This is a genomic window from Salinarimonas chemoclinalis (assembly GCF_041514305.1).
Taxonomy (GTDB): Bacteria; Pseudomonadota; Alphaproteobacteria; order Rhizobiales; family Beijerinckiaceae; genus Salinarimonas; species Salinarimonas chemoclinalis.
In genome coordinates this window covers 23,694-46,585 of sequence record NZ_JBGMWH010000009.1, presented here as the reverse complement: position 1 = coordinate 46,585, position 22,892 = coordinate 23,694, and the positions used below count along the sequence as shown (strand labels likewise).

Sequence of the window (22,892 nt, the reverse complement as noted above, 5' to 3'; positions counted from 1 at the left end):
GTCACGCCCCCCCGCGCAGGCGCCGCGCGAGCGCGGCGAGGCCGAGCGCGGCGCGCGCGGCGCCCCCGCCCTTGTCCATCTCCGAGACCCGGGCGCGCGCCCACGCCTGCGCCTCGTCCTCCACGGTGAGGATGCCGTTGCCCAGCGGCATCGCGCGCGCGACCGAGAGGTCCATCAGCGCCCGTGCGCTCTCGAAGGCGACGATGTCGAAATGCGCGGTCTCGCCGCGGATGACGCAGCCGAGCGTCACCACCGCCTCGTAGGGCCGGCCCGTGGCCGCGGCGGCGTCGAGCGCGATGGCGGCGCAGGCGGGGATCTCGAGCGCACCGTCGACGGTGAGCACGTCGACGTCCGTCCCCGCCGCCGCGCAGGCTGCGCGCGCGCCTTCCAGCAACGCATCGGCGATGCCGTCGTAGTAGCGCGCCTCCACGATCAGGACGCGCGCCCCGGGAAGCGGGGCGAGCGGGCGGCTCTCGGCATGCGTGGCGACCATGGTGGGCTGTCTCGTGCGGGGGTCGGGCGCCTCAGTTAAGGGGCGCGGGCGCGAAGGGCAAGTGCGGCATGGGCGGTCGATGGGCGTCCGTGCGGAGGCTTCAGGAGACGTCCTTGACGAGGAGCGTCAGGTAGTCGCCGAAGCCGGCGCGGCGGTAGGCGGCGAGCGCGCCCGCGTTCGCCGCGAGCGCGCCGATGGCGAGGCGCTTCAGGCCGGCCTCGCGCGTGAGCGCTTCCGCCTGCGCCAGCAGCGCGCGCCCGACCCCGCGCCCGCGCGCGTCCTCGACGACGACGAGGTCGGCCACCTGACCGTAGCGCCGGACGTCTTCGCGGACGTAGGGGTGCTCCTCGTCGATCACGAAGACGAGGAGGCCGACGGGATGGCCGTCCTCCTCGGCCAGCAGGATGCGCCCCCTGGTGCGCGCGACACGGTCGACCGCGGCGGCGTAGGCCGCCTCCGCGGCGGCCCGCGTGGTGAGCCGGTCGTCGACGAGCGTCGCCTCGTAGGCGTTGAGCGCATCGATCAGGTCGACGCAGGTCCCGCGATCGGCGGGGCCGGCTGTGCGGATGGCGAGGGTCATCCGCCGGCCTCCTCCATCAGGTATTCCGCCGCCCGCCCGTCCTCGACCGCATCCAGCAGCGCGCGCACCTCGGCGAGCCCGCCGTTCTCGAGCAGGCGCACGTGCCCCTCGCCCTCGAACGCGACGAAGCGCTTTGGCGCGCGCGCCGCCTCGTAGAGCGCCCGGCCCTGGGCGAAGGGGGTGACCGGGTCCGCCGTGCCGTGCAGGACGAGCAGCGGCGCGTCCGCCGCGCCGATCCGCGCGGCCGAGTCGAACTGGTCGTGCATCAGGAGGCCGATCGGCACGAAGGGGTAGCGCATGCGGGCCACGTCGGCGGCGGAGGTGAAGGGCGCGTCGAGCACCACCGCGCCGACCTCGGTCTCCGCGGCGAGCGCCACCGCCACGCCGGTGCCGAGGGATTCGCCGTAGAGCACGATGCGCTCGGCCGGCGCGTGCGCCCGCGCGAAGGCGAGTGCGGCGCGGCCGTCGGCGATCAGGCCCTCCTCGGTGGGGGAGCCGGTCGAGCCGGAATAGCCGCGGTAGGAGGTGATGAGCACGCCGCGCCCGCCCTCCGCGAGCGCCGCCGCGCGCGGGGCGCGCTGGCGGATCGAGCCGGCATTGCCGTGGAAGTAGACGACGAGCGCGCGGCCGGGCTCCGGCGGGCGGAAATAGGCGGTCAGCCGCTCGCCGTCGGCTGTTTCGAGCACGACGTCCGCGAAGCCCACGGCCCCCGCCTCGGCGGAGGTGGCGATGCCCTGCGGCGCGGGGTATTGCAGGGCGCGCTGGAAGACGTAGAGCGCGCCCACGAGCGTCGCGTAGAGGCCGGCGACGAGGACGAAAGCGCGCGCGAGCCGCGAAAGCATGATCCGCTCCCCGCCCGCGCGCCCCGTCCCGGCTCACATCGACTTGACGATCTCGTCGACCATCTTCTTGGCGTCGCCGAAGAGCATCATCGTGTTGTCGCGGAAGAACAGCTCGTTCTCGACGCCGGCATAGCCCGAGCCCATGCCGCGCTTGAGGAAGAGCACCGTGCCCGCCTTCTCGACGTCGAGGATCGGCATGCCGTAGATGGCGGAGGTCTTGTCCGTCTTCGCGGCCGGGTTCGTCACGTCGTTCGCGCCGATGACGAAGGCGACGTCCGCCTGCGCGAATTCGCCGTTGATGTCCTCGAGCTCGAAGACCTCGTCGTAGGGGACCTGCGCCTCGGCGAGCAGCACGTTCATGTGGCCGGGCATGCGGCCCGCGACCGGGTGGATCGCGTACTTGACCGTGACGCCCTCCGCCTTCAGCAGGTCCGCCATCTCGCGCAGCGTGTGCTGCGCCTGGGCGACCGCCATGCCGTAGCCCGGCACGATGATGACCTTGGAGGCGTTCTTCATGATGAAGGCCGCGTCCTCCGCGGAGCCCTTCTTCACCGGGCGCGTCTCGGCCTCGCCGCCGCCCGCGGCCGTGGTCTCGCCGCCGAAGCCGCCGAGGATGACGGAGATGAAGCTGCGGTTCATCCCCTTGCACATGATGTAGGACAGGATCGCGCCGGACGAGCCGACGAGGGCGCCGGTGATGATCAGCGCGAGGTTGCCGAGCGTGAATCCGATGCCCGCCGCCGCCCAGCCCGAGTAGGAGTTGAGCATCGACACGACGACCGGCATGTCCGCGCCGCCGATCGGGATGATCAACAGGATGCCGAGCGCCAGCGCGATCAGGACGAGCAGCCAGAAGGCGAGCGCCGATTCGGTCGCCATGAAGACGCCGATGAGGATCAAGGCGCCCACGCCGAGCGCGAGGTTGATCACGTGCCGCGAGGGCAGCATGATCGGCTTGCCGGACATCCGCCCGTCGAGCTTCAGGAAGGCGATGATCGAGCCGGTGAAGGTGATCGCGCCGATGCCGGCGCCGAGCGCCATCTCGAACAGGCTCGCGCCCCCGATCGCGCCGGGCGCGCCGATGGCGAAGGCCTGCGGCGCGTAGAGCGCGGCCGCGGCGACGAGCACCGCGGCGAGGCCGACGAGCGAGTGGAAGCCCGCGACGAGCTGCGGCATCGCCGTCATCGGCACGCGCTTGGCGATGAGCGCGCCGATGCCTCCGCCGATGGCGATGCCGACGATCACGAGCAGCCATCCGCCGATCGCCGGCGGGGCGTAGACGAGCGTGGTGAGCACGGCGATCGCCATGCCGACCATGCCGTACGTGTTGCCCTGGCGCGACGTCGTCGGGTGCGAGAGCCCGCGCAGCGCAAGGATGAAGAGCACGCCCGAGACGAGGTAGAGCAGGTTCGCGAGGTTGTCGCCCATCGCCTCAGCCCTTCTTCTTGTACATGGCGAGCATCCGCGCCGTGACGAGGAACCCGCCGAAGATGTTCACCGAGGCGAGCACGAGGGCGATGAAGCCGAGCACCGTCGCCCCCCAGGCGGCCCCGGAGGAGGCGACGTCGGCCACCTGGACGCCGACCGCGAGCAGCGCGCCGACCACGATCACCGAGGAGATCGCGTTCGTCACGGACATCAGCGGGGTGTGCAGCGCGGGCGTGACCGACCAGACCACGTAGTAGCCCACGAAGATCGCCAGCACGAAGATCGCGAACCGGAACACGGTGGGGTCCACCGCCCCGCCGGTGGCGGCGGCGACGCCGTTCGCCACCATGTCGGAAGCGATCATGTCGGCATAGGACTGCGCCGCGGTGGCGGCCTCGCGCGCGGCTTCCGCAGCGGCCTGGGCCCGGTCGAGCGCCTGCTCGGGAGTGAGAGTGGCCATTCCTGTCCCCAATCTGTCGTCCCGCCGTCAGGCGGCGGGCTGCGGCTGCGGCTGGAAGCTCGGGTGGACGATCGCGCCGTCGCGCGTCAGCAGCGTCGCCTTGACGAGCTCGTCGTCCCAGTTCGGTGCCAGCGCCTTCTTCTCCTTGTCGACCATGGTCTCGACGAAGGCGAGCAGGTTCTTGGCGTAGAGGCTGGACGCGGTGGCCGCGAGGCGGCCCGGGACGTTGAGGTAGCCGACGATCTTCACGCCGTCGTGGTCGACGACCTCGCCCGGCCGCGAGAGCTCGCAATTGCCGCCGCGCTCGACCGCGAGGTCGACGATCACCGACCCCGCGCGCATCGTCTCGACCATCGCCTTGGTCACGAGCTTCGGCGCGGGGCGGCCCGGGATCAGCGCGGTGGTGATCACGATGTCCTGCTTGGCGATGTGGGCGGCGACGAGCTCGGCCTGCTTGGCCTTGTATTCCGCCGACATCTCCTTGGCGTAGCCGCCGGCGGTCTCGGCCTGCTTGAACTCTTCGTCCTCCACCGCGACGAACTTCGCGCCGAGCGATTCGACCTGCTCCTTCGAGGCGGGCCGCACGTCGGTGGCGGAGACCACCGCGCCCAGGCGCCGCGCGGTCGCGATCGCCTGGAGGCCGGCCACGCCCGCGCCCATCACGAAGACGCGCGCCGCGGGAACGGTGCCCGCCGCCGTCATCATCATCGGCATGGCGCGGCCGTAGACGGCGGAGGCGTCGATCACGGAGCGGTAGCCCGCGAGGTTCGCCTGCGAGGAGAGCACGTCCATCACCTGCGCACGGGTGATGCGCGGCATCAGCTCCATCGAGAAGGCGGAGAGCCTCTTCTCGGCCATGGCCTGGAGCGCGGCCTCGTTGCCGTAGGGGTCCATCGTCGCGACGACGACGGCGCCCTCCCGGATGGCGGCGAGGCGCTCGCCCTCGGGGCGGCGCACGAGGAGCACGGCGTCCGCATCGCCCGCTGCGGCGGCGGCGTCCGGCGCGATCGTCGCGCCGGCGGCCTCGAAGTCGGCGTCCTTCAGGCCCGAGCCGGCGCCGGCACCGGACTGGATCACGACCGTGGCGCCGAGCCCGACGAGCTTCTTCACCGTGTCGGGCGTCGCGGCGACGCGGGCCTCGTTGGCGTCCGTTTCCGTGAGGACGGCGATGCGCATGCCCTCTCCCCCCTGTGACGTCGTTCTGCGGGTGAGCGGGGCGCGATCGCGGGGCCGGACCGGCCGCGCGGCGCGCCCGCGCGGATGGTTCAGGCCAGGACGAAGGCGACGAGCATCAGGCCGACCACGACGGCCGGCGCGCGCCAGCCCACGCGGGGGAACAGCGCGCCGATGCCGCCGGCGATCATCGAGGCGACGACGCCGAGGATGCCGGTGAGCCAGGCCTCCTTGATCCCGCCGAGCGCCAGCGCGAGCACCCAGGCGATCACGACGAGCGATGTGATCGTCGTGAAGACGATGAAGCCGTCGTAGGTCTGCTCGTGGGTCTCGCCGTCCATCTCGGGGCGGTAGCCCTCGTTCGGGTTACGCTGGTCGTGAGCCATCGTCGCCATGTTCCTGGTCATCCTTCCACGCAAACGACCTCGGCTTTAGCCGAAGCGCGGGCGCGCCGCAATGCGTCAATGGAAGATGCCACCGGGGGAAACGCGGGCGTCGGCGACGCGGGCGGCGCCCTCGGCCTCAGGCGTCGAGCGTCTCCCAGGCGAGCCCGCCGACGTAGCGGCGCACGGTCCGGCCCTCGTCGTCGAGCTGGAGGAGCCGGAGCCAGCCGTTGTCGACGAGCCGGCGCACGCCCTCGTGCTTGGCAATGATGCGGTTCATCTCCTCGATCGGCGCCTCGATGAAGACGTCCAGCCGCAGCGGCTCGTGCACGAGCCGGGCGCCGTCGTGGACCGATTGCAGCGGCAGGCCGACCTTGAGGTCGCCGCCGTTGCCCTCGAGCACGCCGAGCCCGCCGACGACGTTGTGCAGCACCTTGTTGCCCGAGCCGAAGGCCCGGTTGTCGACCGACGAGCCATAATACTGGAGGCTGATCCAGGAGGCGACGACCATCGGCGCCGTCATGATCAACTCGAGGATGCCGAAGCCCTCGTCCGCCCGCCAATCGTAGTCGTGCAGGAACGCGCGTCCGCCGAGATCGACACCGCGCGTGCGCGCCCTCGGCGCGGCGACGAAGGCGGCGCAGCCGGCGAGACCCCATTCGGGACGCACCTGCGACCAGTCCTTCGACCGCGCCAGCACCTGGCGATCGACGTCCGCGCCGGGCGCGTCGAGCGCGAGCAGCGCCGCGCGCTCGAGTCGCGTCAGCGCGCCCGCCTGCGCGAGCTGCGCCTCGAGCCGGGCCACATCGCCGGTGTGGGACGCCGGCAGGATGCCGGTATCGTAGAGCCGGACCTCGTCGGTCGTGGTGTCGTGGAGCGCGGGGACGAACCAGGTGTCGTCAGGCAGGCCCCGACCCGCCTCCTTCAGCGCCGCGCGCACGGCGGGATCGTTGAGGATCGCCGCCGTCACGCGGGCGTTCGCCTCGCCGGTGTGGCCGCCGCAGGCGCCGCAATCGAGGCCGGACGCGTGCGGGTTGTTGACGGTCGACGAGCCGTGGCCGGCGAGCACGATCAGCCGGGCGAAGGGGCCGGTCATCGACATCGCCTCGAGCACGACCTGCGCGGTCGCGATCCGCTGCTCGACCGGGATGCCGGCGAGCCGGCCGTCGATCTCGCTCCCCGCCAGCGTCGGCCCGAGCCGCGCCGCCGCGTCGGCGTCGAGCCCGTCGACGGCGGGGTGCGTCACCGGCCGGGTGCGGCCCAGCGTATCGCCGACGAGCTTGCCGGCGAACAGGAGGCCCGCGGCCTCGACGTAGGCGAAGGAGGAGACCGCCGACTGCTTGAAGGTCTTCCACGCCTTCGCCGCCTCGTGGCGCAGCCGCCGCCGCCCGGCGATCTCTGCGTTCTCGCCCGCGCCCGCGCCGCCGACCTCCTCGCAGACGACGAAGGAGGGCTTCAGCAGCACCGGGCACTGCGCCCCGCCCTTGCGCCGGCCGAAGGGCACGTATTCGATGGAGAGACCGAAGAAGCCGGCGAACCCGATCGTCTGCACGTCCGGCGCCACCGTCTCCAGCGCGCGCCGGAACACCTCCGAGCGCACGTCGATGCAGAAGGCCGCCTGGACGGACGGACGCTCGGCGGCCGTCGCCGAAGCGCCCTCGCGCGCGCGGTTGGCCTCGACGATCCGCGCCACGAGCCCGCGCCGGCGGGCGATCTCGGCGGCGTCCTGCAGGATCGCGTCGACGACCCGCTCGGGATCGAGCGTGCGCGGCGCGCTCATCCGCGCGAGCGCGTCCCGCCAGGCGGCCTGCGCCTGCGGCGTCACCGAGAGCAGCGCCGCGTCGTAGGAGAGCCGGATGGCGAGGAGCTCCTTCAGGACAGGATCGCCGCCACCGTGGAGCTCGGCGTTCCAGACGAGATAGCGCGCGTAGGAGGCCCAGCCGTTGATGGTCACGAGCGCCCGGTGCAGGTAGTCCGCCCGCGCCGCCTCCGGCACGCCGAGCGCGGAGACGGCCGCCGCGATGGCGCCGTCGGCGTCCTCCGGCAGCGCGGCGAGCGCCCGGCGGAAGCCCGGAAAGCCCAATACCTCGGGCGTGCGGTCGAAAGCGGCCTGCGCCCGCCAGGCTGCATGGAGGCCCCGCTCGCGGTAGGGCGCGCGCCAGAGCGCCTGGCCCTCGTCGAAGACCCGCGCGCAGGTCTTCGAGATCTCCTCGACGACGAGCGCGGCGGCGCCGACCGCCGGGTCGCGCCCGGTCGCCACGTCGATCGCCTCGGCGGCGGTGAGGGCGAGGGCGCGGGGCGGCACGTCCTGCGCCATCTTCGCCTTCAGCGCGGCGAGGTCCGCCGGCACGCCGGGCACCTTGCCCGCGCCGGCCGCCCGCAGGGCCTCGGCGAGGTCCGCGTCGGCGATCGCGCCGGCCGCGTGCCTGGCGGCGTAGTGGGACCGCGGCAGCGTCATGCGCGCGCCGGAGACCCGCGCCAGCGTGCTCGCGGCCTCGGCGAAGCTCTGCACGGTCAATCCGAGATAGGGGTTGACCGCCACGAAGTGCTTCAAGGGCCACAGGGGCGCGATGCGGCCGCAGGCGGTCGCGACGTCGGCCTCGAGGCTCGCCAGCGAGACGGGCGTCTCGCGGGCCTCGACGGCCTCCGCGCGGGCGAGCGCGGCCTTGCCGGAGGAGAGGTCGGCGGTGGTTGTCTTGGTCATCGGGGGAGCCTCCGGATCAGGACTTCGCGACCGTCACCGGCGCGAGCCGGGCGGCGAGGCGGGTGGCGTAGGCGTTCACGTAGAAGCCGTTGGCGATGTGGACGTAGAGCGCCGCGAAGGGCCGGTGCTTCGCGAGCGCCGGGGCCCAGCTCTGCACGGCGAGGGCGGCGGCGAAGGAGACGACGACGAGGGTCACGACGAAGCCGTCGAAGGCGCCTGCGAGCGGCAGGCTCGGCGCGACCGCGCCGGCCAGCAGCCGGGCGGCCCCGGTCTGGAGCCCGTAGTAGGCCACGACCACGAGGCCCGCGGTCGCCACCGCCGCGCCGAGCGCCTTCACCGCGTTCTCGCCCGAGAGGACGGTCGCGAGATAGTGGGCGACGCCGAGCGCCACGACGGCGGCGAGCGCGAAGGCGCCGGGGTTGTCGAGCACGCCGTGCCCGAACACCGCGCCGATCGCGAGGGTGAGCGCCACCGCGGCGGCGAGCGCGCCGCCGTAGACGGCCGGGTTCGGCATCTTCGCCTCCTGCGGCGGCAGCGCGGCGCGGATCGTCTCGACCGCCGAGCCCGAGGAGAGGAAGGCGTGGGCCTTGTAGAGGGCGTGCGCCACGATGTGCAGCGCCGCCGCCGAGAAGGCGCCGAGCCCGCATTGCAGCAGCATGAAGCCCATCTGGCCGATGGTGGAGTAGGCGAGCGCGACCTTCACGCTGGGCACGGTCAGCATCACGAGCGAGCCGAACAGCGCGGTGAAGCCACCGACGAGCGCGAGCACGTCCATCGAGGGCGCGGAGAGGACGACGAGCGGGGAGAGCCGCACCACCAGGAAGCCGCCGCCGTTGATGATGCCGGCGTGGAGCAGCGCCGAGACCGGGGTCGGCGTCTCCATCACCTCGCCGAGCCAGCCGTGGACCGGGAACTGGGCCGACTTCACGAGCGCCGCCACGACGATGAGCAGCACGGCGAGGTGCATGATGGCGGGCACCTCCCCCGCCTGCGCCATCGCCGTCGCCTCCGCGAGGAGGACGGGGATCTCCAACGTGCCGAAGACGAAGAGCACGATGACGGCGGCGAGGACCAGCGCGACGTCGCCCGCGCGGCTCGCCAGCGCCTTCTTGCGTGCGGCGAGCACGGCCTGCGGCCGGTCCTTGTAGAAGACGAGGAGCTGATGCAGCGCGAGGCTCGTCGCGATCCAGGCCAGCACGAGCTGGAGCACGTTGCCCGCGCCCATCATCAAGAGCGCCGCGGCGAGGGTCAGGCACAGCCGCTTGAAGAAGCGCCCCTGGTTCGGGTCGCCGTCGAGGTAGTTCTTCGAGTAGGCGACGACGATGGCGCCGACGAAGGAGACGAGCACCAGCATGATCGCCGAGAACGCGTCCGCGTAGAGCGCCAGGCCCGCGCCGGCGATGCCCAGCGTGCCCGTGTAGAGCGGCCCCGCGAGGATCACCGCGAGGCCCGTCGCCAGGCTCGCGGCGAGCGCGACGAGGGCGGCGAGGCGGGCCCGGCGCGCGGTGCCGCGCGGGTCGGCATTGGCGCGGGCGGTCGGGATCAGGCCGACGAGGACGAGGGCGGCGGGGCCGATCGCGGCGAGCCAGGCGAGCAGGGCCGTCATACGCGTTTCTCCGGAGCAGCGGGTCTGGCGTCCGGATATAGGGGGAGCGGTTGCTTCTTAAAAATTCAAAGATTGCAAGATTACGTTCGTTTCAGTAGAACGATCGCATGGCCGCCCTGAACTACCACCACCTGCGCTACTTCTGGACCATCGCCAACGAGGGCGGGCTCACCCGCGCCGCGCGGCGGCTCAACGTCTCGCAGTCGGCGCTCTCGGTGCAGCTGCGATCGCTGGAGGAGCAGCTCGGCCACCCGCTGTTCACCCGCACCGGCAAGCGGCTCGAGCTCACCGAGGCGGGGCGCATCGCGCTCGACTATGCGAAGAGCGTGTTCGAGACGGGGGACGAGCTGGTCTCGACGCTCGCCGAGCGCCCCGGCGGCACGCGTCGCGCCCTGCGGATCGGGGCGATCGCCACGCTCTCGCGCAACTTCCAGCTCGGGCTGCTGCGCCCGCTCTTCGGCCGCGCCGACGTCGACCTCGTGCTACGCTCGGGCACGCTGCGGGAACTGCTGGCGCGGCTCGACACGCACGAGCTCGACCTCGTGCTCGCCAACGCCCCCGCGCCGCGCGACGCCGCCGCCCCGCGCGAGAGCCGCCTCCTCGACGAGCAGCCGGTCTCCATCGTCGGCCATCCGGTGGCGGGCGACGGCGCCCTGCGCGTGCCCGAGGACCTCGACGGCGCGCCGATGGTGCTGCCTTCCGCCGAGAGCGAGATCCGCCTGGCCTTCGACCGAATCTGCGACGCCGCCCGGGTGCGCCCGACGATCCTCGCGGAGGTCGACGACATGGCGATGCTGCGCCTCCTCGCCCGCGAGAGCGACGGCCTCACCCTCGTCCCGCCCATCGTCGTGCGCGATGAGCTGGAGAGCGGCGCGCTGGTCGAGCGCGCCCGGGTGCCGCGGCTGTCCGAGGGGTTCTACGCGATCACGCTGAGGCGACGGTTTCCCAACCCGCTCATACGGGAGCTGCTCGACGGCTGAGGAGCCGCGTCAGCCGACGCCCTAGAGCAGGACGGCGACGGCGACCATCGCCCCTTGCGATGCGAGGAACCCGACCGCGGCGCGGGTCCAGCGGGGACCGCCGGTGACGGGTGTCACGGCGCCCGCGGAGACGGACGGCCTCATCGGGCTGCCACCGCCGAGACGACCCGCACGAGGCGCGGCGTGCCGTCGTCGAGGCGCTGGACGCACACGGGCGCGATCTGCAGGTGCGGCAGCGCCGCACAGTCGGAGGCTGCGACCGGCGCTCGATCGGCGAGGGCGGCGGTCTCGACGCTCGCCGGAGGCGGGGCGATCTCGCTCCCCTCCGCCTCCGCGGTGGCGGTACGCAGCGCGAAGGCCGTCAACCCGGCGATGACGATGCCGGACGCGAGGCGCATCGAGCGCGGGACGAGCCGCCTGCGCGGGGCACGGGGCGGGATGGGGGCCGGCCGGACGGCGAGGCGGTTTGCGGCGCGGGACATCAGGGGTGCCTCTCGCTTTGAGCAGGTTGGGCTCGACAACGGCGGCAGGGGGAACATGATCCGGACCGCCAAGCGAATTCCGATGCCGAGCGGCGCGGCATGACGCCGCACTTTATCGAGGCCCGCGGGAGTGCGTATTCGACGAATGTTCGTTTTCCCGTTGAACATCGCGAGACGAGCTGCGCCGGGTTGACGCCGGTCGATGATGGGGCGATCGTCGACGCAACCCTGAGCCCATGCATCTCCAGGCCGACGACTTTCGAGTGCTGCGACGTGGTGCGCCGATGTCCGCGCGCCTGGGACTGAAAACGGTGGTTCGCTTTGACCGATAAGCACGTCCTCCCCCTCGCAGCGGCCGTCGCGTTCTCGTTCTTCGTCTGGGGCGTGCTCGGCGTCCTCGTCGGGTCGATCCTGCCCGAGGTCGTCGCCGAGCTGTCGCTCTCCTCCTTCGAGGCGGGGCTGATCTTCGTCGTGTGGTCCTTCGGCTTCGCGATCGGGTCGGCCGCCGCGGAGCGGCTGCTGCGGCTCGCCCCCGCGCACCGGCTGCTGCTCGTCCTCTCGGCCGCGACCGGCGTCGCCGCGCTCGTCCAGGCGCAGGCGCCGACCTTCGCGATCTTCGCAGGCCTCTACGCGGCCCTCGGCCTGTTCGGCGGGGCGGTGTTCACCGCCTCGCACACGCTGTTCGGCGCGCTCTTCCCCGCGCGCCGGACCTCCGCGCTCGGCGTGCTCGACCTCGTCTTCAGCGGCGGCAACATCGTCGCGCCGCTGCTCGTGGTCGGGCTCGTCGCGGCGGACGCGTCCTGGCGCGTGACCTTCGTCGTGATCGGCGCCGCCTTCCTCGCCGGCGCGATCGCCTTCGCCTTCGGCGGCAGAGCGGGCGTGGGACGCGAAGCGGGGGGCGCGACGGCGAAGCCCGCAGCGGCGCCGACGGCCGCGCGCCCCCGCGGCCGGGACGGGCCGCCGCTGATCGCGCTCGCGGCGGGCTCGTTCGGGCTCGGCGCGACCGAATGGTCGCAGCACGTCTGGTTCGTCACCTGGGCCCTCGCCGCGGGCATCGACGGCGCCTTCGCGCGGATCGCGCTCGCCGCCTTCACGGCGGGCATGGTCGCGGCGCGCGTGGCGGCAATCGCGCTCGGCGACCGGATGCGCTCGGCACTCGCGGTGCGCCTGCTCCTCGCGGCGGCGCTCGCCGGGCACGCGGCGATGCTGGTCGCGCCGGGCGAAGCGACGCTCCTCGCGGCCAACGTGGCGCTGGGGATGGGCATCGGCGCCATGCTGCCGGTGTTCCTCGGCCTCGCCATGGACGGCGACCCGGCCCGCGCGGCGACCTTCTCCGCGGTGATGGTGGTGAGCCTCACCCTCGGCGGTCAGGTCGCCTCCTTCACCGTTGGGACGCTGGCCGAGCTGACCGACGTGCGCACGGCCTTCCCGGCCGCGTTCGGCGCGGTGGCGATCATGGCGGCGGGCTTCGAGAGCTTCCGCATCCTCTCGGCGCACCGCCGCACGGCGTCGGCGGCGCTCGCCGCGCGCGAAGGGTGAACGACTGCCGTCGGGCGTCTCGCGTTCGCCGTGGCGTTGCGCCCCGCATGATGGCGTCGAGATGCCGAGGAGCTCTCGCGCGGTGGAGACGAATACGACCGTATCGGCCTCGCCACGGCCGACGCGTCTGTCGCCGAACGCCTTCGGCGCGGGATTGCGCCGCCCCTCCGTCGCGCGCCCGAACGCCTCTCGCTCGCCCGTCGGATCGCATCGACGGCCCTCGTCGCGGACGCCGGGCGCGTTCGGTCGCAGCCGGGACCCACTCCCCGAACGCGCGCGGCGCGCCTAGATTGGTCCCATGGCGCTCGTCCTCGGCTTCCTCGGTCTCGTTCTCCTCTCCGCGATCGTCCTGCCGCAATGGTGGGTGCGCCGGGTCATGCGCGCGCACGCGGTCGAGCGGGCGGACTTCCCCGGTACCGGGGGCGAGCTCGCGCGGCACCTGCTCGACCGGGCGCGGCTCGCGCACGTGCGCGTCGAGCTCGCCCCGCCGGGTGGCGACCACTACGACCCCATCGACAAGGTCGTGCGGCTCTCCCCCGACAATCACGACGGCCGCTCGATCACCGCGGTGGCGGTCGCCGCTCACGAGGCGTCCCACGCCATGCAGGACGCCGACGGCGACCGCCTCCTCGCCACGCGCCTGAAGCTCGCGGGCTCGCTGCGGTCGATCGAGATCGCCGCGGCGATCGTGCTGGCGCTCGCGCCCGTCGTGATGCTCGTCGTCAAGTCGCCCGTCCTCCTCGTCCTCCAGATCGGCGTCGCGGTCGCGCTGATGGGCTCGCGGGTGCTCGTCCACGTGCTGACGCTGCCCGTCGAGCTCGACGCCAGCTTCGCGCGCGCCCTGCCGATCCTCGAGAAGGGCGGCTTCCTGCCCGCCGAGGACCTGCCCAAGGCCAAGAGCGTGCTGCGCGCCGCGGCCCTCACCTACGTCGCCTCCGCGTTGGTCTCGCTCCTCGACATCGCGCGGCTGATGCGCGTGCTGCGGTTCTGAGGCGCGCACGCGCGCCGTCTTTCCAGCGGCGCCTCCACCGCGGGCCTCCACCGCGGCGCCCGCACCGGGGCGTTCCGCCCCGCTCGTACCTCCGCCACCAGCGCTCCGCCGCGACGCCACCCGTCTCGCCTCACCCGTCTCGCCTCACCCGTCTCGCCTCACCCGCGTCGCCTCACCCGCGTCGCCGCGACCATGCGCCTCACGCCGCGCGCTCGCCGGTCCCCCGCTCGCCGCCCACGATGGCGAACGCCGGAGGCCGCGTCGCCCGCTCGAGCGCGGCGAGATCCGCCGCCGCGAAGTCGCGGTTCGTCGCCTCCCGCTCCGGCTCGCCCATGCGCATGCGGAAGGCGGCGAGCGCCGCGCGGGTGCGCCGGCCCATCCGGCCGTCGACGGGGCCGGGGTCGAACCCGGCGTAGGAGAGGCGCAGCTGCGCCGCGCGCAGGGCGAGATCGGGGAGCGGGCCGACGGCGAGCTTCTCCGCCGCACGGGCGAGGCGCACGTCGTAGGCGTTGCGCGCGAAGGCGGGGCCGTTGTAGCCGCGGGCGAAGGCCGCCCAGTCGCCCGCCCGCAGGGCCGCCGCGAGCCCGCGCGCGGCGATGAAGGCGGCCATGGCGGCGAGCTGCGCGTCCTCGCTCGCGCGCATCGCCGCGACGAGCGTCTCGACGTCCGCGAAGCCCGCCGGCGCCGCGTTGAAGCCCATCACCTGGCCGAGCCCCCAGGACGCACTCTCCAGCGCGGCGCGGCGATCGAGCGCGAGCGCCGCCGCGAGGCGGGCGTGCTGCGCAGCGCCGGGCTCGCCGTAGCCGCCGGGCCTGGCGTGGGAGATCCACGGGTTCGCCGCGTCGAAGCGCCCGCCGGTGCGCCGATGGAAGACGTGGCGCTCGAACAGGATGACGGGCCTGCGGTCCGGCAGGAAGCCGCAGGCGCGCGCCTCCACTGCCATCACCGCCCAGAGCACCGCCGGCGCGACCCCGAGCCGCTCCCGTGCGGCCTCGAAGCCCGAGGGCGTCAGCGGCCGCCCGGACTCCACCGCGGACGAGCCGGCACGGCGCGCGCCGCCTGGTGAGATCGTTCGCAGGGACATGCCGCCCGCCTCCCGAGATTGCCCGAAGACGCTAGCGTGGCCATGCCGTCCTGTCAAGAACGAAGAGTGAACGAATCAGGTCTTCTTGCGGAACGCGTCGAGGCTCACGACCTCGGCGCCGCTCGGTGCAGCGCCCGTATCGTTTTTCGACGGCCCGCCCGTCCCGGGCTTCTTCTTCTCCAGCGAGGGAGTCTCGGGCGAAGGAGTGTCGGGCGATCGGCGAGAAGGCGTCTCGGGCGACGGCGTCTCGGCCGACGGTTCGTCCTTGCCCGCGCCCTTGCCCGCCTTCTTCCCCCCATCCTTACCGCCCGCCTCGACGGCGGGGCGTGCCGCGGGGATGCGCGGCGTCGTCGCCGGCGCGCGGCGCGGCTCGGTCTCCACGGGCTCGGAGCCGGCGCCTCGGGCCGGCTGGCGCGGCGTCTCGACCAGCGCGGGACCCGCGGGGGGTGCGGGATCCTGGGCCGGTGCGGCCTCCCGGATCTCGAATTTCAGCCCGAACTGCACGGAGGGGTCGAAGAAGCCGGTGAGCGCGTCGAAGGGCACGAGCAGCCGCTCCGGCACGCCGCCGAAGGAGAGCCCGACCTCGAAGGCGTGCTCGTTGACGATCAGGTCCCAGAACTGGTGCTGGAGCACGATCGTCATCGTGTCCGGGTACTTCTCGCGCATGCGCGAGGACAGGCGCACCCCGGGGAAGGCGGTCTGGAAGGAGACGTAGAAGTGGTGCTCGCCGGGCAGGCCCTCGCGCGCGGCGTCCGCCAGCACCTTGCGCACCACGCCCTTGAGGGCGTCCTGCACCAGGAGGTCGTAGCGGATCAGGTCTTGTGTCATGGCGCGCTCGACGTATCCCGCTCGTGCTGTCGTCGTCGGCTTATGCCGCGTCTTCGCCGGAAAGGGAAGGGGAGGGCGCGGGTCGCCCGCGCCGCCGCCCGTTCCGATCCGGTGCTCTCTTCGGGAGACGAGGGGGCGGGGCGGGCTGTCGAGGGGAGGCGGCGGCGTCGCGGGATCCGGTGGGCGGGACGGGCCGCCTGCACGCCGATGCGAGGCGCCGACGCGCGCCCCACGCCCGTAGGCTTGTTCCGCGCACCGCCGGATTGCTATTGCCCTCGATGGTCGCGCAAGCTCGTCCATGGATGGTCGAGTGGGCCGATTCGCCGGCGCCACCGTTGGAGGGAGGGGCATCATGAGACATCGATCGAGCACGGCGGACCACCGCCGCGCCACGGCACACGCCGCGGCATCCGGAGCCATCACCGCCGCGGTCGCGCTGCTCGCGTTCACCCCCGCCACTCTCGGCCCGGTCCTCGCCCAGCCCGCCGAGCGCCTCGTTCCCGCGATCCCCGACGCCGTGCTGGAGCGCGCGGCGCCGCCCGCGGACGCGCTCGCGCCCTTCCTCGTCGCCCCGCCGGCGCCGACGGCGCGGGTCGCGCCCGGCGAGGCGGTGCTCGATCTGGCCATCCGCTACGTCGACGGCGCGATCTGGGACCCCGCCGAGGGGCGCGACGACGCCACCCGGCTGCGGGCCTACGTCGATCTCAAAGCGCCGGCGGCGGCGAACGCGCCTGTCCATGCCGGGCCGACCATCCAGGTGACGCCGGGCGAGACCGTGCGGGTGACGCTGCGCAACGAGCTGCCGGCCGACGACGAGTCCTGCCCCGCCGACATCGAGGACATCAACGTCCCGCACTGCTTCAACCGCACGAACCTGCACTCGCACGGCCTGTGGATCTCGCCCGCCGGCAACAGCGACAACGTGCTCATCGCCATCGATCCGGGCGTGACGTTCCAGTACGAATGGAACATCCCCGCCGACCATCCGTCGGGCACCTTCTGGTACCACCCGCACCTGCATGGCAGCACGGCGCTGCAGGTGTCGTCCGGCATGGCCGGGTTCATTCTCGTCCGCGGCGACCGGCTGCCGACGCCGGAGACGAACGGCGACGTCGACACGCTCCTCGTCGCGGCGGACGGCGCGCCGTACGCGGAGCGGCTCGTGCTGCTCCAGCAGAACCAGTACGCCTGCTACGACGCGCAGGGGAACCTCGAGACCAACCCCGACGGCACCTATCGCTGCGACCCGGGCCAGACCGGCGTCATCGAGGGCTACGCGAACTTCTCCCCCGGGGATTGGGAGGCGTCGGGCCGCTACACCTCGATCAACGGCGAGATCCTGCCGACCTTCCCGGGTGCCGAGGTCGGGCGCATCGAGCGCTGGCGCATCGCGCATGCGGGCATCCGCGACACCGTGAAGCTCGAGTTCCGCAAGGCGGCCGTCGACGCCGGCCCGCTCGACGCGGCGGCGGGGAACGAGGAGGACTGGATGGCGGCGAACTGCCCCGGCGAACCCCTGACCGCCTTCGCCATGGCCGAGGACGGGCTCACCCGCGGCGCCATCGACCCGCGCACGACGAGCGTGCTCCAGCCGGGCTACCGCACCGATCTCCTCGTGGTCTTCCCCGAGCCGGGCCGCTATTGCGTGATCGACACGCAGGCGCCGGCGACGACGACGGTGAGCGGCGCCGCCGAGAGCCGGCAGCTGCTCGGCGCCGTCGACGTCGCGCTCGGCGAGGGGGATGCCGACGCGGTGCCCGCCGATGCCGAGGGCCTGACGGCCCATCTCGAAGCCGCCCTCGTCGCCGCGGCCGAACGCACCATGCCGGCGGACGTGCGCGACGCGGTGATCGCCGATCTCGTGGACGGGCTGAGGCTCTCGAAGTTCGTGCCGCATCCGACAATCGACGCGTCGGAGGTGACCGGCACGCAGGAGCTCGTCTTCTCCATCGACACGAGCACGACGCCCACGGGCTTCCTGATCGACGGAGAGGCCTACGATCCCGACCGCGTCGACCGGCTCCTCACGCTCGGCGGCGTCGACGAGTGGACGCTGACCTCGGGCACCGATCCCGCCGCCGGCCACCCCTTCCACATCCACGTCAACCCGTTCCAGATCGTGGAGATCCTGAATCCCGACAGAGTCGACGTCAGCGAGACGGGCGAGCCGGACGACCCGCAATACGCGGGCATGAAGGGCGTGTGGCGGGACACGATCTTCGTCAAGCCGGGCTACGACGTGGTCATGCGCACGCGCTACCAGCGCTACATCGGCGAGTTCGTGCTGCACTGCCACATCCTCGACCACGAGGACCAGGGCATGATGCAGAACGTCGTGATCGCGCTCCCCGGCGCCGACGGCAAGGCGATGCGCGGCGGGCACGGCGGGCACGGCGGCCACGGCGCGCACTGAGCGCGGCCGGGCCTCGCGTCGCCGCGGTCTCAGCCGACGATGCGCACGAGGCGCGACGCCGTCCCGTCCGGGAGCGGCTGGCGGCAGATCGCCGTCGGCTGCCGCCACGGGCGGGGGTCGCAGGCGACGGTATCCGGCGCCTCCCGTACCATCGGCGCGTTCGCCGGGACGGATGCGCTCGCGTCGGGCATCCCGGCGCGCAGGACGAGCACGGAGAGGCCGGCGAGCCCGACGGCGGCGGCGAGCCGAAGGAGATGCCGCGGTCCGGGGCCGCGCCGGAGGTCGCCCGCGGTCGCGAACGGCGACGCCGGAAGCGGGCCGGGCAGGACGGAAAGGGAATTGCGCGCGCGGTGCATCGTGGTCTCCGAGGGTGCGTGTCACGGTCTCGGAGGCTTGGTCGGTGGCGCGCGCGAAAAGGTTCGATGCCCCGCGTCCCGGCGGAAGGCCGGCATCGGCGGGAGCGGTCCTCAGCCGAGGACCTCCATGCGCACCTGCGCGGTGCCGCTGGCCAGCATGCCGACCGCGCGGGCCGCGCCGCGGGAGAGGTCGATCTCGCGCCCGCGCACGAAGGGGCCGCGGTCGGTGATGCGCACCACGACGGACCTGCCGTTGGCGACGTTGGTGACGCGCACCTTCGTGCCGAAGGGCAGCGTCTTGTGGGCGGCGGTGAGCGCGTCCATGTCGTAGCGCTCGCCGCTCGCGGTTCGCCGGCCGTGGAAGCCGGGACCGTACCAGGAGGCGTGCACGGTCGCGGCGTGGATCGCGCCGGCGGCCCCGCCGACGGGATGGGCCTGCGCCTGCGGCGCGAGGAGGGGGGTGGAGAAGAGGGCGGTCGAGAGGAGGGCGGCTGCGGCCGCGTGCCGGATGCGCGTCATCGGATCGTTCGTCGCCGTTCGCTGGAGGGACTTCGTCGGTTGCCTTGCGGCGCGCTCCTAAGACGGTTCGTTCCGGGCGCGAATGCGGTGCGCATCGGGATCGCTCTGGGCGATTTCCGGGCAGCCGCGTCACATTTCGTGAACGGCCGCGGTCTCGCGGCAGGGGGCGTCGCCCGTCCGCGCAACCCCGTTCGCGGTCTCTAGGCGGAAGCGGGAGCTGCGGCGGCGGCGGGCTCGAGGAGGGCCAGCGAGGGCGTGAGCGAGAGCAGCGTGCGGGAATACTCCGCCCGCGGACCGGAGAAGAACGCCTCGCTCTCCCCGGCCTCGACGAGCCGCCCGTCCCGCATCACCGCGATGCGATCGGCCATCTGCCGCACCACCGCGAGATCGTGGCTGATGAACAGGATCGAGAGCGCGAAACGCTCCTGCAGGTCCTTGAGCAGGTTGAGCACCTGCGCCTGGATCGAGACGTCGAGCGCCGAGGTCGGCTCGTCGCACACGAGCACGTCCGGGCGGGCCAGCAGCGCGCGGGCGACGGCGATCCGCTGGCGCTGGCCGCCGGAGAACTGGTGCGGATAGCGCTCGGCGGCGTCCTCCGGCAGGCCGACGAGGGCGAGCATGGCCCGCGCGAGCCGGTCGCGGGCGGCTGCGTCGGGCTCGATCCGGTAGAGCGCCAGCGGCTCCGCCAGGATCGCGCCGATGCGCCGGCGGGAATTGAGCGACGAGTAGGGGTCCTGGAACACCATCTGGATCGCGCGCCGGGCAGGATGCGATCGCGGCCGCGACCGGCCCGGCGGCAGCGGCGCGCCGTCGTGGCGCATCACGCCCGCGGTGGGCTCGACGAGCCCCATGATCGCCTTCGCCAGCGTCGACTTGCCCGAGCCGCTCTCGCCGACGAGGCCGAGCACCGAGCCGCGGGGGAGGGCGAGCGTGACGTCGCTGACGGCGCGGATCGGCTCTCCCTTGCGGAAGAGCCCGCGGCGCGGGCCGGGGAAGGCGACGCCGAGACCCTCGACCGCGAGCGCCTCGGCGGCGGGCGGCGTGGCGCCGGCCTCGCGATGCGCCCGCAGCCAGCGCTCGGCCTCTTCGGCGACGTCCGGGCGCACGATCGCGGGCGCGCCGTCCACGGCGATCAGCGGGAAGCGGTCGAGCCGGCGCTCGAGCCGCGGGACCGAGGCCATCAGGCTGCGCGTGTAGGCCGCCTGCGGCCGGCCGAGGACGTCGCGCGTCGGGCCGGCCTCCACGACGCGCCCGTGGCGCAGGACGGTGACGCGGTCCGTCACCTGCGCGATCACGCCGATGTCGTGGGTGATCAGCACGAGGCCGATCCCCCGCTCGTCGACGAGACGGCGGATCAGCGCCAGCACCTGCGACTGCACGGCGACGTCGAGCGCGGTCGTCGGCTCGTCGGCGACGACGAGCTCGGGATTGGTGCACAGGGCGAGCGCGATGACGACGCGCTGGCGCATGCCCCCGGAGAACTGGTGCGGATAGGCCTTCATCCGCCGCTCGGCGTCGCGTATGCCGGTCTCGGCGAGGAGGGAGGCCGCCCGCGTCCGCGCCGCCGCCTCGCCGAGGCCGGGCTCGTGGGCGAGGATCGTCTCGACGAGCTGCGCCTCGATGGTCATCAACGGGTTCAGGCTCGTCTGCGGGTCCTGGAAGATCATCGCGATGCGTTTTCCGCGCGCCGCGTGGCGGGCGGCGGGGGAGAGCGCGAGGAGGTCGGTCTCGCCCAGGCGCACCCGCCCGTCCGTGATCCGCCCCGGCTCCGGCAGCAGCCCGGTGATTGCCGCCGCGATCGTGGACTTGCCGGCCCCGCTCTCGCCCACGAGTCCGTGGATCTCGCCCGGCGCGACCGACAGGGCGACGTCCTCGACGGCGCGCAGCACGCCACGCCGGCCGGGGAACTCCACCGTGAGGCCCGCCACGTTCAGGAGGTCGCTCTCGAGGCGATCTTGCGCCGGCATCAGCTAAGCCTCGGGTTGAAGACGTCGCGCAGGAAGTCGCCCAGCACGTTGATGGCGACGACGAGCACGACGAGGAAGGCCGTGGGCACCCACAGGATCCACCACTCGCCGGAGAGGAGGAACTGCATGCCGATGCGGATCAGCGTGCCCAGCGAGGGTGCGCTCGCGGGCAGCCCCACGCCGAGGAAGGAGAGCGTCGCCTCGAGCAGGATCGCCGAGGCGAGGTCGACCGTGGCGATGACGAGCAGCGGGCCGACGATGTTGGGCAGGATCTCCACGAAGAGGATGCGCGCCGGGTGGACGCCCATGGCGATGGCGGCCTGGACGTAGTCCTCGTTCCTGGCGCGGAAGGTGGAGGCGCGCGCCGTGCGGGCGAAGTTCACCCACAGCGACAGGCCGATCGCCACGATCAGCACCGCGACGCGGGTCTCCTCCTGGGCGTCGCGCGGGAGCACGCCGCGGGCGATGCCGTCGATGAGCAGCGCGGTGAGGATCGCCGGCAGGGCGAGCTGCACGTCGGCGATGCGCATCACCACCGCGTCGAAGCGCCCGCCGATCCACCCCGCCGCGAGGCCGAGCCCGACGCCGAGCACGGCCGCGAAGGCCATCGCCGAGAGCCCGATCACGAGCGAGAGCCGCGCGCCGTGGAGGATGGCCGAGACCATGTCGCGGCCCTGGTCGTCGGTGCCGAGCGGGAAGCGCGGGTCTGCGCCCTCCTGGAAGACCGGCGGGCGCAGGGCGTCGATCAGGCTGAAGCTCGCGAGGTCGTAGGGGTCGCTCGGCGCGATCCACGGCGCCAGCGCCGCGCCGGCGAGGATCGCGACGGCGACGAGGGCGCAGGCGATCACGAGCGGGCTGCGGGCGAGGAGGTGGAGCGCCTCGGAATCGCGGAGGAGCGCGCGCATGTCAGGCGGCCCCCGTGACGCGGATGCGCGGGTCGATGGCCGCGTAGAGGAGATCGACGAGGAGGTTGATCGCCACGAAGACGAAGCCGATCAGCACGAGGTAGACCGCCATGACGGGGATGTCGACGAAGCGGATCGATTCGAGGAAGAGGAGCCCGAGGCCGGGCCACTGGAACACGCTCTCGGTGACGATCGAGAAGGCGATCACCCCGCCGAACTGGAGCGCCACGATGGTGACGACCGGCACCAGCGTGTTGCCGAGCGCGTGCCGGTAGTGGATCGAGCCGAGCGGCAGCCCGCGCGCCATCGCGAAGCGGATGTGGTCGGTGCGCATGACCTCCATCATCTCGGCGCGCACGAGCCGCAGCGTCAGCGTGAGCTGGTACAGGCCCAGCGTCACCGCGGGCAGGATCAGCGCGCGCCAGCCGTCGAGCGTGAGGAGGCTCGTGCGCCAGCCGCCGATCTCCACCGTGCCGCCCCGCCCGAAGGTGGGCAGCCAGCCGAGCTGCACGCCGAACAGGAAGATCAGGAGGATGCCGATGACGAAGGTCGGCACCGAGACGCCGATCAGCGTGCCGATCAGGAGCGCCTGCGTCGCCGGCGAGCGAGGCTTCAGCGCCGCGTAGACGCCGCCCGGCACACCCACCACGAGGGAGATCAGGAGCGCCACCAGACCCAGCTCGAGGGTCGCCGGAATGCGCTGCGCGATCATCTCCCCCACCGGCTGGCGGGTGCGGTAGGAATAGCCGAAGTCGAGCGTCGCGAGGTCCGCCACGAAGCGCGCGAACTGCACCGGGATCGGATCGGTGAGCCCGAGCTCGACGCGCAGCCGCGCCATGTCCTCCGGCGCGGTCTCGACGCCGGTCATCTGCGAGACGGGATCGCCGACGAAGCGGAACAGCGCGAAGGACAGCGCCGCGACGGCGAGCATGACGAAGAGGGACTGGAGGAGGCGGCGGGCGAGGAAGGGGATCATGATGGGATGTTCGAGCTTTCCCCGCCTGCGGAACACGGACGGCGCGCGCACCCATTCGGCTTCGCCGAACGCGGCTGTCGCCGCGCCCCATCCGTCTCGCCGCTTCGCGGCGATCCACCTTCCCCTACAGGGAAGGAGAAGGAAAGAGCGCTTCATTCGTCCTTCCCTGTAGGGGAAGGTGGC

20 protein-coding genes and 1 pseudogene are annotated in these 22,892 nt (G+C 73.1%); 4 read left to right on the top strand and 17 right to left on the bottom strand.

Going from position 1 to position 22,892, the window contains the following annotated elements; translation table 11 throughout:
• Window position 1: 1 nt before the first annotated feature.
• From ribH to AB9M23_RS14705, 9 genes are all read right to left on the bottom strand, one after another.
• Window positions 2–493 carry a 6,7-dimethyl-8-ribityllumazine synthase gene (gene ribH, locus AB9M23_RS14745; protein ID WP_372425319.1) on the bottom strand — a complete coding sequence of 164 codons (492 nt, stop codon included), beginning with the start codon at window positions 491–493 and terminating at the stop codon, window positions 2–4.
• Between the two features lie 100 nt (window positions 494–593).
• Window positions 594–1,073: a GNAT family N-acetyltransferase gene (locus AB9M23_RS14740; RefSeq protein WP_372425318.1), complete on the bottom strand. Its 480-nt coding sequence runs from the start codon at window positions 1,071–1,073 to the stop codon at window positions 594–596.
• A complete protein-coding gene (locus AB9M23_RS14735; RefSeq protein WP_372425317.1) occupies window positions 1,070–1,915 on the bottom strand; it encodes an alpha/beta hydrolase in 846 nt (281 codons plus the stop codon). Before AB9M23_RS14735 ends, AB9M23_RS14740 begins: the two co-directional genes overlap by 4 nt.
• Window positions 1,916–1,948: 33 nt before the next feature.
• Window positions 1,949–3,343, bottom strand: coding sequence for an NAD(P)(+) transhydrogenase (Re/Si-specific) subunit beta (locus AB9M23_RS14730; RefSeq protein ID WP_372425316.1), 1,395 nt, complete (start codon window positions 3,341–3,343; stop codon window positions 1,949–1,951).
• 4 nt (window positions 3,344–3,347) lie between these two features.
• Window positions 3,348–3,803, bottom strand: coding sequence for a proton-translocating transhydrogenase family protein (locus AB9M23_RS14725; RefSeq protein WP_372425315.1), 456 nt, complete (start codon window positions 3,801–3,803; stop codon window positions 3,348–3,350).
• A gap of 27 nt (window positions 3,804–3,830) precedes the next feature.
• Entirely contained in the window at window positions 3,831–4,979 is a 1,149-nt protein-coding gene (locus AB9M23_RS14720; protein ID WP_372425314.1) for a Re/Si-specific NAD(P)(+) transhydrogenase subunit alpha, read from the bottom strand.
• 89 nt (window positions 4,980–5,068) lie between these two features.
• On the bottom strand, window positions 5,069–5,371 hold the full coding sequence (locus AB9M23_RS14715) for an aa3-type cytochrome c oxidase subunit IV (RefSeq protein WP_372425313.1): 303 nt from the start codon (window positions 5,369–5,371) through the stop codon (window positions 5,069–5,071).
• 127 nt (window positions 5,372–5,498) lie between these two features.
• Entirely contained in the window at window positions 5,499–8,063 is a 2,565-nt protein-coding gene (locus AB9M23_RS14710; RefSeq protein WP_372425312.1) for a YbcC family protein, read from the bottom strand.
• A gap of 16 nt (window positions 8,064–8,079) precedes the next feature.
• Window positions 8,080–9,669, bottom strand: a complete 1,590-nt coding sequence (locus AB9M23_RS14705) for a proton-conducting transporter transmembrane domain-containing protein (RefSeq protein WP_372425311.1) — start codon at window positions 9,667–9,669, stop codon at window positions 8,080–8,082.
• A gap of 107 nt (window positions 9,670–9,776) precedes the next feature.
• Between AB9M23_RS14705 and AB9M23_RS14700 the strand changes: the two genes are divergently transcribed.
• Window positions 9,777–10,649 carry a LysR family transcriptional regulator gene (locus tag AB9M23_RS14700; RefSeq protein ID WP_372425310.1) on the top strand — a complete coding sequence of 291 codons (873 nt, stop codon included), beginning with the start codon at window positions 9,777–9,779 and terminating at the stop codon, window positions 10,647–10,649.
• A gap of 140 nt (window positions 10,650–10,789) precedes the next feature.
• Here the strand turns inward: AB9M23_RS14700 and AB9M23_RS14695 are convergent, their stop codons facing one another.
• Window positions 10,790–11,131: a hypothetical protein gene (locus tag AB9M23_RS14695; protein ID WP_372425309.1), complete on the bottom strand. Its 342-nt coding sequence runs from the start codon at window positions 11,129–11,131 to the stop codon at window positions 10,790–10,792.
• 321 nt (window positions 11,132–11,452) lie between these two features.
• Between AB9M23_RS14695 and AB9M23_RS14690 the strand changes: the two genes are divergently transcribed.
• Entirely contained in the window at window positions 11,453–12,670 is a 1,218-nt protein-coding gene (locus AB9M23_RS14690; protein WP_372425308.1) for an MFS transporter, read from the top strand.
• 298 nt (window positions 12,671–12,968) lie between these two features.
• The gene (locus AB9M23_RS14685) at window positions 12,969–13,661 is read left to right on the top strand and encodes a zinc metallopeptidase (RefSeq protein WP_372425306.1); all 693 of its coding nucleotides are present in this window, start codon (window positions 12,969–12,971) and stop codon (window positions 13,659–13,661) included.
• 199 nt (window positions 13,662–13,860) lie between these two features.
• Here the strand turns inward: AB9M23_RS14685 and AB9M23_RS14680 are convergent, their stop codons facing one another.
• Together AB9M23_RS14680 and AB9M23_RS14675 are read right to left on the bottom strand one after the other, a co-directional pair.
• Entirely contained in the window at window positions 13,861–14,745 is an 885-nt protein-coding gene (locus AB9M23_RS14680; RefSeq protein ID WP_372425305.1) for an N-acetylmuramidase domain-containing protein, read from the bottom strand.
• A 237-nt stretch (window positions 14,746–14,982) separates the two neighbouring features.
• Window positions 14,983–15,573 (bottom strand): annotated as a pseudogene (locus AB9M23_RS14675) (SspB family protein); the annotation flags it as partial.
• 352 nt (window positions 15,574–15,925) lie between these two features.
• Here AB9M23_RS14675 and AB9M23_RS14670 point away from each other — a divergent pair.
• Window positions 15,926–17,986 (top strand): multicopper oxidase family protein, encoded by a 2,061-nt coding sequence (locus tag AB9M23_RS14670; RefSeq protein ID WP_372425303.1) that lies wholly within the window; start codon window positions 15,926–15,928, stop codon window positions 17,984–17,986.
• 29 nt (window positions 17,987–18,015) lie between these two features.
• On the opposite strand, the gene AB9M23_RS14665 is transcribed toward AB9M23_RS14670, so the two are convergent.
• The 5 genes from AB9M23_RS14665 to AB9M23_RS14645 all read right to left on the bottom strand — a co-directional run bounded on the left by AB9M23_RS14665 (window position 18,016) and on the right by AB9M23_RS14645 (window position 22,709).
• Window positions 18,016–18,342: a hypothetical protein gene (locus tag AB9M23_RS14665; protein WP_372425302.1), complete on the bottom strand. Its 327-nt coding sequence runs from the start codon at window positions 18,340–18,342 to the stop codon at window positions 18,016–18,018.
• 111 nt (window positions 18,343–18,453) lie between these two features.
• The gene (locus AB9M23_RS14660; protein ID WP_372425301.1) at window positions 18,454–18,861 is read right to left on the bottom strand and encodes a septal ring lytic transglycosylase RlpA family protein; all 408 of its coding nucleotides are present in this window, start codon (window positions 18,859–18,861) and stop codon (window positions 18,454–18,456) included.
• A 200-nt stretch (window positions 18,862–19,061) separates the two neighbouring features.
• Complete coding sequence (locus AB9M23_RS14655; RefSeq protein ID WP_372425300.1) at window positions 19,062–20,828, bottom strand: dipeptide ABC transporter ATP-binding protein; 1,767 nt, start codon at window positions 20,826–20,828, stop codon at window positions 19,062–19,064.
• Window positions 20,828–21,733 (bottom strand): ABC transporter permease, encoded by a 906-nt coding sequence (locus AB9M23_RS14650; RefSeq protein WP_372425299.1) that lies wholly within the window; start codon window positions 21,731–21,733, stop codon window positions 20,828–20,830. Before AB9M23_RS14650 ends, AB9M23_RS14655 begins: the two co-directional genes overlap by 1 nt.
• 1 nt (window position 21,734) lies before the next feature.
• Window positions 21,735–22,709: an ABC transporter permease gene (locus AB9M23_RS14645; protein WP_372425298.1), complete on the bottom strand. Its 975-nt coding sequence runs from the start codon at window positions 22,707–22,709 to the stop codon at window positions 21,735–21,737.
• Window positions 22,710–22,892 lie beyond the last annotated feature (183 nt).